The organism is Nocardia sp. NPDC059154 (assembly GCF_042755705.1).
Lineage (GTDB): Bacteria > Actinomycetota > Actinomycetes > Mycobacteriales > Mycobacteriaceae > Nocardia.
Window position 1 is genome coordinate 75,379 of sequence record NZ_JBHZCS010000014.1, and the last position, 9,341, is coordinate 84,719.

Genomic DNA, 9,341 nt, shown 5'->3' on the forward strand with positions numbered 1-9,341 from the left:
CCTTTTTCTCCTCCTCCCGGGGGTCCTCTTGCGGGTGGTGGTTTTTTTTTTTTTTCCCCCCCCCCCCCCCCCCCCCCCGCGCCATGAGCGGCGTGTCCAACACGGTAAACCGAAGTTGCGGCGGGAGGTCGATCTGAAGCAGGGCGGTGGTGCCTTGTTCAGAAAAGCCCTAGGCGCTTGATCTCATCTGCTATTTCTTGATCGCTCCGCCCGACGTCCTTCAGATCGATGGCATAGTTTCGGACTGCTTGTTCCAGCGACTTCCGATGGATGTCGCCGTCGACTTTGTAGAGCTTTGCATATATCGACACCGCTTCACGGTCACAGGTCAGGGCCGTCTCGAAATTTCGAACTTCAGTCAACCGAATTCCTTGTGAAAGAAGCGATTTGGCGAGTTCTGGCAAAAAGAACTCATCGTCGGCCGCCAACGCCCGGTAGACCGTGACGGACTCCTCGACCGCGGTCAGCGCGTCCTCCCGCCGGCCCACATCTGCCAGCCGGGCGGACAGGCTGTTCAACGACGTCGCCAGGTCCGGCATGAACGCGTCCGGCCGGGCCGCCGCCAGCCCTCGGTAGACCGTGACGGACTCCTCGACCGCGGTCAGCGCGTCCTCCCGCCGGCCCACATCTGCCAGCACAACGGACAGGTTGCTCAACGACATCGCCAGGTCCGGCATGAACGCGTCCGGCCGGGCCGCCGCCAACGCCCGGTGGACGGTGACGGACTCCTCGACCGTAGTCAGCGCGTCCTCCTGCCGGCCCACACCCGCCAACTGGGCGGACAGGTTGTTCAACGACATCGCCAGGTACGACAGGAACACATCCGGCCGGGCCGCCGCCAACGCCCGGTGGACGGTGACGGACTCCTCGATAGCGGTCAGCGCGTCCTCCCGCCGGCCCACACCCGCCAACTGGGCGGACAGGTTGTTCAACGACATCGCCAGGTCCGGCAGGAACGCATCCGGCCGGGCCGTGGCCAGCCCCCGTCTGATCGTGACGGACTCCTCGATAGTGGTCAGCGCGTCCTCTCGCCGGCCCACATCCGCCAGCCGGTTGGACAGGTTGTTCAACGACCCCGCCAGGTCCGGCAGGAACGCATCCGGCCGGGCCGCCGCCAGCCCCCGCCTGATCGTGACGGACTCCTCGATAGTGGTCAGCGCGTCCTCTCGCCGGCCCACATCCGCCAACTGGTTGGACAGGTTGTTCAACGACCCCGCCAGGTCCGGCAGGAACACATCCGGCCGGGCCGTGGCCAACCCTCGGTAGACGGTGACGGACTCCTCGATAGTGGTCAGCGCGTCCTCCCGCCGGCCCACATCCGCCAGCCGGGCGGACAGGCTGTTCAACGACGTCGCCAGGTCCGGCAGGAACGCGTCCGGCCGGGCCGTGGCCAGCCCTCGGTAGACGGTGACGGACTCCTCGACCGTGGTCAGCGCGTCCTCCCGCCGGCCCACATCCGCCAGCCGGTTGGACAGATTGTTCAACGACCCCGCCAGGTCCGGCATGAAACTGTCAGGTTCGGTGGCGGTGCAGGCTCGATAGTGGTCGACGGCCTGGGCGGTGAGCAGGTGGGCCAGGTCCGCAAAGGCCAGAGAGTGTTCCGGTAGCTGGTCGACTGTGGTGGCGGCGGTGTCAGGTACCGGGGATTGTTGCAGTGCGGTGGTCAGTCGTTGCGCCAGTGGGCTTTCCGGGGCGGCGAGGGTGGTGTCGAGTATGTCTCCGAGAAGGTGGTGCAGCAGTTCGTTCAGTGCCTGGGTGGCCATACCGCCGGTGGCGGCGGATGCGCGGGTCAGTTCGGCCAACAGCCTGTCTATTGTGTGGTGATCGGCCTGCTCGATCGCGTTGCGGGCGATCGTCATGGTCAGCAGTGGTAACACGTCCAGGTCGGCGAGTAGCTGATCGGCTAACGGGTCCGGCCGCAACGGATTCCAATAGTCCGGCCCGGGATCGAGCGTGTGCAGCCACCGGGCCAGGGTATAGCGGCGACTGTTCTCGCTGTCCGCGGCGAGGTCCGGCACGGCGGTCAGTGTCGTGGCAGCGGGTTGCTCCGATTCCGGTGAACTGATCGTCGCGGTGGCCACGCAGCGCCGTAACACCACCGGTTCGGTGAGGCCACCATCGGCGACTTGCCGGGGCCAGCGGCTGGCTTCGCGGTTCAGCATCGCCCGCAATACGCTGGAACGGATGTGCTGGTCCGCACCTGGCAACGGCCCGAGAGGATCTCCGGACACCGCCAGCAACGCGGCGACGTGCACCATCAACGGGTCCCCGAACACATCACCGGCCAGATCGGGCGGCTCCGGCCTGGCGGCAACCGGATCGAGTCCTCCCGTGAGCACGGTAGCGAAGGCGGTGCAGGCGGCCCGGAAATGGTCGTACCGTTCCGGCGGAGCGAGCACATTCGCGGTCAACGACAGATCACCGTCGTCGAACCCGTCGACCAGCGACTCAGTCGCGGTTTCTAGCATCGACCACCACGGATCGCGGGAACGCGCCAGCAGTAGAAGTCGCACCGGAACATCGGTGTAGGCCAGCGTCCGGATCAGGTCGGCGACCAAACTGACGTTCAAGTCCGCGTTGTCGACCACCAGCATCGTGGGCTGCTCCAGCTCCCAGCGCGTCGTTCCGCCCGCACGATCCACATCAGCGAAACCGGCGTCCAAGCCCAGCCCCGCTACCGCCACACATACCTCGGCCGCCAGCCGTGTTTTACCGCTGCCACCGCTGCCGGTAATCGTGCGGATCGCCAGCTTCGCACCACCCGCCGAACACCACCCAACTAAGCCCGCTACTAGATCATCGCGCCCGGCGAACGGCACGATGGCATGCTCCGGATTGCACAGACGATGCCGCGCCGCAGCCGCGTTGAACCCCGACGGCAAGGGCCGATACGGCCACGCCAAACTCAATGACTTGCCCTGCGCGAACTGCCATCGCCACGCCGCGCCCACCTCAACCACCCTCGGCTGGTCCTTGAGCGCCTCGGCGAACCCGGCCGCAGCCAGGATCCGTCCCGTCGGCATGACGACCAGCCGATTGCGCTCGTAGCGGGCAGGATCGGCAATCACCATACCGACGAGATAGGGGCCCACCAGCAACGCTGCCCCCGACATGCCCGCCCATGCCGATGCTGCGCCCGAACTGTCAGGCACCGGCACCGATACGGCAAGCCGCTCCGCCGGCGCGGAAGACAAGACGGTCAGATGCAACAGCTTCGACTGTTGCGCGGTGCCTGGTGCCACGAAACCAACGACATGCTCGGTGTCTCGCACCATGTCCGGACGCTGCTGTGCCCAGGGGAATCCAATCGCCGCGGCAGCCACCGGCTCTGCCCCGGTCAGCCGACCCCATCGCAGCATCGATATCCCAGGGGCAGACCACGATTCAGTCTCGTCTACACGCACCAGACCGACATCTACCTCAGCGCTCAGCCACGCCACCGATGCTGTTACCCATCGAGATCCGAGCAGACACACTTCGACCCGATCACCTAGCGCGAGACCAGCATCCACGCACACATGTGCGGCAGTGAGCACCAGCCGATCACTCACCACATACCCCGACCCCACCCGCGACCCGCCAGCACCGGACGCGAACAACTGCGCAACCCGCGCAACATCAACCGCCACGACTCACCTCGCGGGCAGGAAAGCGGTTTAGAGTCGCCGGTCTCGTACCGGATGCGCTACTGGACGGCATCGGGCAAGGCCGGGCGTTGGGTGACGTCGTCACCAACTCGCACATCGACCCACTCGCCACCGGAATTGATCTGCGGCACCAACGTGACTCTCACCGTATGCGAGTGTCTATCCGCGACCTTGCCTTTCACGCCGGCGGTCACCACCCACACCTTCACACCAGCTTCGGCACCAGCCTCGCGGGAAACCTCCACCTGGAAATCCAGATTCACCTCACCCACACGGAACTGGATCTCCCGGCCCTCACCACCCCGCCGTGCCTGCTCGAGCTCGGCACGAACCGACGCAATCGCCTCAGCCAAACCGACCGGATCGTCCGTCACGCTCCACCTCCGAATACATCCCCACGCTAGCCCAAACCTGCAGCGGTGCAAGATCACTGGCCCGACCACGACAACCGTAGAACTCTCAACGCATACCCGCCAGCTAATCCACATAACAACAGGAAACGAACCCCACGGGTCTCTGCCGAGAAGGCCGTCTATCACCCGCGACGGCAACAGGGACCACCTATACAGACGCCCGGCAATCGCCATGAGCGAATGCCTGCCGGATATGCGCCGATTGTTCGGCGCATCGGCTTCGGATCCTCCCTTACTGTTCCCCCGGCCCTCCCTTCGAAGGCTTTCCGTGACCGGACGGCGGGTTGCTCAAGGGTGGCCGCAGGCCATCGCCGTCAGGCGACGCGACGTAGGAGCGCCCTTGAACAATCCGGTGGCCGGGCACACACTGTCCGGCCGAGGGAGGGCACTGCTCGTGTCGCGGCATAGGGCCAACGGCAGATCTTGGTGTTGGCCGGGCCGGTCGGAGGCGCGAAAACTCCAACACAAAGCTAGCCACTAGGTAGCACACGAGTGTGCTACCTAGTGGCGCTCTCTACCAACACGCCAACCCTCCTCCGAGCTGGGGCGAAGGGCATGATTTCTGCTCACTCCCCACCCCCACCCAGTCCGACATCTCATCGCCCACTTCGTGATCAACGAGATGTCGAACTGGGTGGGGGTGGGGAGCAATCAGAAATCAAAAAGATCAAGTAGGGGAGGGTTGGTGTGGTGGTGAAGAGAAAAAGAAGTGGTTACGTTGGGTAGGTATCGGTGCGTTTGCGATGGGGTTGCGCTGGCATACGGAGCGCCTCGCCTTCGGCGGCGCTTCGAGGTGGTCGACTCATGTGCGTACGTGGCGGTCTACAGATCCGCGACAGACGTATCAGCCCGGTTTCGTACGGCGACTTACCTCTAGGCGGGGTGTCGCGAGCTGCGCTCGCGCCTGCGTTCCGCTCGGCTTGTCGTGGTGGGGCACCTCACCGCTCGGCCTGTTCTGGGGCTATCACACGGGTACCGGCCATCAAGGGCGCCTGAGGCGTCGGCAAGCCGATGGCGCAAGCGCCACCCTTGACGACCGGTACCCGTGTGATCGAGACGCCCCAGGCCAAGCGGAGAGGAACCCCACCACGACCGGCACGTGCTCCACTCCGGGATGTCCGCAGCCTCACGGCTGCGCGCGGGGGCGCTGCCCACCGGACCCCCGCCCTCGCCGGGGGCAGGCCTTCACAGAGAGGGGAGGGGAGCGCACGCGGAAGCCGTGTGGTCTACCGCAGCATTCAGACAACCACGACCATTGCTACGGCGGAACGTCCGCTGATCAAAGGCAACTCAGTAGCATCGTGACAGCAACGCTGTGGCCGGGGTTCTCGTGGCAATGGCGATTGTTGCCCACGCGGCCACCAATTCGCGGCGAAAAGTCCGCCACTCGACCCACTCAAAAGTACTGGTAGACGCGCAGATTGGACCGTACCGATTGGCGCTGGTTCGCAACGATACGCGGTCCCAGCCGAGCGGCGCGCCGGCGGGCGCACCAGGTTGATGAGTAGTCATCAACGCGCGTTGATCCATACGCATCAACGGCATTGATGTTGCGAAATAGGTTGAAGCTCAGCCATTTTGATGAGTACTCCTCAAATTCGTGATTCAACCGTGCTGATCAAACATGTTGGTATGCAACATGTTTCGGTAGAATTGATGGATAATCATCAAGTTCTGAGGGGCGTGGTATGACCGCCATCGCAGGTTCTCTGATCATCACTATCGAATCGATTTGGGGCCAGTTGCGTGCCCGGCATCCGGATGTCCCGGATGTCGTGGTGACCATGGCCGCCGGCTCTGTGGGCCGTAAGGGTGTGCGGTTGGGGCACTTCGGGCCGGCGCGCTGGAAACACGGCCCGGAGCTACTACCGGAGTTGTTCGTCGGCGGGGAAGGGCTTGCCTTCGGTGCACGCGAGGTGCTGGGCACCCTGCTGCACGAAGCCGTCCACGGCGCGGCGTCCGCGCGGGGCGTGGCCGACACCAGCCGCGGCGGCGCCTACCACAACGCGAGATTCCGGGAGATCGCGGCCGAGTTCGGGCTGGGCGTCGAACGCAGCGCCGGCAGCGGCTGGTCACTGACCACCGTCCCCGACGCGACCGCCGGCCGGTACGGCCGCGAGATCGAGGCATTGGAGCGAGTCCTGGTGGCGCACCGGCGTTCCGAACACGACCCGGTCGGGGTCAACGACGAAGGCACCGGCGATCACAACGCGGAAGACGACGACGCGGAGGAGGAGAAGGCCCCGCGCAACGGGCGTGCGTTGGTGTGCGGGTGCACGCCGCCGCGGCGGGTGCGCGCCCGGCAGAAGACCATCGACGCCGGCCCGATCCTGTGCGGGGTTTGCCGAGACCCGTTCACGGTCACCGAAGCCACGCCACCCCAGCAGAACACGCCGGCTACGGGTATTCAGGGGGCGCGATGAGCACCCGGACCGTTCTCGTGTCGGCGGGGCGTCGGCCGAGGTTGTTGGACTTGTTCTGTTGCGCGGGCGGGGCTGCGGTCGGGTACGCGCGTGCCGGGTTCGAGGTGGTCGGTGTCGATCTTGTCGAGCAGCCGAACTATCCGTTCGAGTTCCACCGCGGGGATGCGCTGGAATTCCTTGCCGCCCATGGTCACGAGTTCGACGCGATCCACGCCAGCCCGCCGTGTCAGGCGTCGTGCACCCTGACCGCCGGCACCAACCGGGGCCGCCGGTATCCGCAGCTGATTCCCGATACCCGGGATGCGTTGGCGCGGTTCGGGGTGCCGAGCGTGATCGAGAACGTGCAGGGTGCGGATGTGCGCCGCGACATCACGCTGTGTGGGGAGATGTTCGGGCTCGGGGTGATCCGCCACCGCTACTTCGAACTGTCGGGCTGGTCGATGCCGCAGTCGGCCCACGTCCCGCACCGCGGCCGGGTCGCGGGGTATCGGCACGGGAAGCGCTATGACGGGCCGTATGTGGCCGTGTACGGCAACGGTGGTGGGAAAGGCACTGTGGCGCAGTGGCAGACCGCGATGGGGATCGACTGGACCGACGACCGCGGCGAACTCGCCGAAGCGATCCCGCCCGCCTACACCGAACACCTCGGCTGCTGGCTGCTCGCGACCGGCGCCCAGGTCGGGCACCGAGACCTGCTCGCCGACGCGGGCCGGGTGGAGCAGCTCGCGCTGTTCGGGTGAGCCGCGCGCGTTGAGGCGTACTCATTAATCCAGTTGATTGAGGCGTACACATCAATTCTGGTGTGCGGGACCCACTTACAGGATTGCAAACTCGGTGTCGGTATCACGGTTACCGTTGTGTGAGTGAATGTTTCGCGAGTGTCGCGGAGAGGATCCGCTGGCTCGCGTCGTCGGGACAACTGACGCTGTCACGCGAGGCGTCCGCGGTCGCAATTGCCGTGAGGACTGCCTCGCTGGCCAAAGCCCGCCCACTGGAGTCGGGCGGGCCGAAGAACAGAGCCAATTGGACTCACGCACGTCTTCTTGGATGGTCCTTGATCGCGAACTTTACGTTCGCGCAGGAGAATTCATATGGCCGGAAACCCGGGAGACCATCGTCCTCGACGATGTCTGTGTTTTGAAATCCTGCGAGTTTGAGAAGGGCGAGCCGCAGAACCCAAGACAGGGAGTATGCGACCGCTATGTTGAGATTGAATAGATTCTCCTTCTCTTTCCTGAGTTGATCGGCAGTGAGTTCGGTCTCGTCATCATCGCTCTCGTAAGGAAGCTGATGAACCAGCTTGTTTCGAACGAAATGGACTGATTGTGCCCAGTCGGCAAACGCTGAAGTGATAATCAGGTCCTCGTCGAATTCCTTGGCATACGTGGATAGTTCATTGATGCGCGCGCGGTAGCTGATATCGTTCAGCATGTTGAGTCCGGCGTTCATTCGATCGTTGATCTTCTCGTCGTCGAATTCATCCAGCTCGTGAAAACGCGCTAGTGCAGCCTCCCTCGCCGCTTTGCGGACGGTTCTCAGCTGTGGTTTGATCAGATTTGGAAAGCTCTTTCGTTCGGCAAGGAGCTTCCGATGTAACCCTTCGGCTACTGCGCAAAGGGTGATCACCTGCGTCTCTATCGGTCCGGACTCGTCGGCTCCTGCGAGTGCATCCACAAGGCTGTCCGCCTTGTAGCCGATCTCGATCCACTTTGCTACCCGCGCTTCCGTGATCGACCTGTCATGTATCATGCCTGGCCGGGCGCTAGGCTTTGGTTCTGCACGTTCTGTGCGGGTGATATGAACCTCGAGCCAGGCCGAGTTGTCGTCTACGCGTACGTGAGTGGACCGCAAGCGTAACCGGCGGCCAGCAACGATTTTCATAAGATTCTTGAGCGGTCCAAGAATATACTGCTCGAATTCCAGCAAGATAGCGCCATCTTCGCATCGCGTAGTGATGACTATCGAGTTATCTGCGTATTCGAAATCGACTGCAGTGCCGCCTAGAATATCAACGAGGGCCTGTTGTTCGTGGAGGTGCTGCAAGAAATCTCCGGCAATCACATACCGGCACTGAGCAAACCTCTGGTGTGCTTCAACGTGATTGTCTCCGATCAGAACGATTTTACAATCGAACTGTTGGCCTGCGCTGAAAGGCTCAGAGCCTCCCTGCGCGTCGACGAGTGTAATTCTTTGGCCTTCTTCGGTTTGGCCTAAGAATGTCCTCGGCGCAAAGTCCTCGACGATTTCCTCTGCCGTGCCGCCATAGGCTATATGTGTTTCGTACTGATGGGGGTTTGTGATCTTTACGTGTAATTCGGGCATAATGTTCTGTAGGACAGAAAGCGTTGACTTCTGTCCTCCGGTTCCGATGGTCAATTCCCCGGCGGATTGGACGCCGGATTCTGGATACCAGAAGGTGCCTTGAATTACAGTTTGGTCCATTCGCTACCGCTCCCAGCCTCGACCTTGCGTTCTTAGCTAGCCGTATCGGCGGACGGGTGTGGCCGTTACCGCGCTCACGTGGTCGCGGAGTCCTCGGATCGCCCGGACTTCCTCGGCTGTCGGTGCCAGAAGATACTGTGCCAGCATGGGTTTAGGCGACCTCACTCGCGCGGCGGTGCTCGCGGCGATTCGTGAATACGACCAAATCGGCCAGGACGCATTCCTGACGCAGTACGGATTCGACCAGGCGCGGGCCTTCCACCTGCGATACGACGGCAAACGATACGACTCGAAAGCGATCGCGGGCGCCGCCCACGGTCGTCTCGCCAGCCGAAATCCACTGCGGGCGAGCGAATTCAGCGGAGGCGAGGCGACCGTGGCTCGGAGGCTGCGCGAGCTCGGATTCGTCGTGCCTC

General features: G+C 63.5%; 5 protein-coding genes and 1 pseudogene. 3 read left to right on the forward strand and 3 right to left on the reverse strand.

Annotation, left to right across the window (positions count from 1 at the left end):
* Window positions 1-158 precede the first annotated feature (158 nt).
* Window positions 159-3,629 (reverse strand): tetratricopeptide repeat-containing serine protease family protein, encoded by a 3,471-nt coding sequence (locus ACFXN1_RS14910; protein ID WP_379463598.1) that lies wholly within the window; start codon window positions 3,627-3,629, stop codon window positions 159-161.
* 56 nt (window positions 3,630-3,685) lie between these two features.
* Window positions 3,686-4,021, reverse strand: coding sequence for a trypco2 family protein (locus ACFXN1_RS14915; protein WP_379439722.1), 336 nt, complete (start codon window positions 4,019-4,021; stop codon window positions 3,686-3,688).
* 1,727 nt (window positions 4,022-5,748) lie between these two features.
* Between ACFXN1_RS14915 and ACFXN1_RS14920 the strand changes: the two genes are divergently transcribed.
* Both ACFXN1_RS14920 and ACFXN1_RS14925 read left to right on the forward strand, forming a co-directional pair.
* Window positions 5,749-6,483 (forward strand): hypothetical protein, encoded by a 735-nt coding sequence (locus ACFXN1_RS14920; RefSeq protein ID WP_379439720.1) that lies wholly within the window; start codon window positions 5,749-5,751, stop codon window positions 6,481-6,483.
* The gene (locus ACFXN1_RS14925; protein WP_379439719.1) at window positions 6,480-7,223 is read left to right on the forward strand and encodes a DNA methylase; all 744 of its coding nucleotides are present in this window, start codon (window positions 6,480-6,482) and stop codon (window positions 7,221-7,223) included. Before ACFXN1_RS14920 ends, ACFXN1_RS14925 begins: the two co-directional genes overlap by 4 nt.
* A gap of 289 nt (window positions 7,224-7,512) precedes the next feature.
* On the opposite strand, the gene ACFXN1_RS14930 is transcribed toward ACFXN1_RS14925, so the two are convergent.
* Window positions 7,513-8,925 (reverse strand): hypothetical protein, encoded by a 1,413-nt coding sequence (locus ACFXN1_RS14930; protein WP_379439717.1) that lies wholly within the window; start codon window positions 8,923-8,925, stop codon window positions 7,513-7,515.
* Between the two features lie 145 nt (window positions 8,926-9,070).
* Here ACFXN1_RS14930 and ACFXN1_RS14935 point away from each other — a divergent pair.
* Window positions 9,071-9,341, forward strand: a pseudogene (locus ACFXN1_RS14935) (HNH endonuclease); the annotation flags it as partial.

What these genes read in the sequence shown, in the direction of transcription:
- ACFXN1_RS14930 (WP_379439717.1), bottom strand. Translation starts at nt 8,925, where the DNA reads ATGGACCAAACTGTAATTCAAGGCACCTTCTGGTATCCAGAATCCGGC.
- ACFXN1_RS14920 (WP_379439720.1), top strand. Translation starts at nt 5,749, where the DNA reads ATGACCGCCATCGCAGGTTCTCTGATCATCACTATCGAATCGATTTGG.
- ACFXN1_RS14925 (WP_379439719.1), top strand. Translation starts at nt 6,480, where the DNA reads ATGAGCACCCGGACCGTTCTCGTGTCGGCGGGGCGTCGGCCGAGGTTG.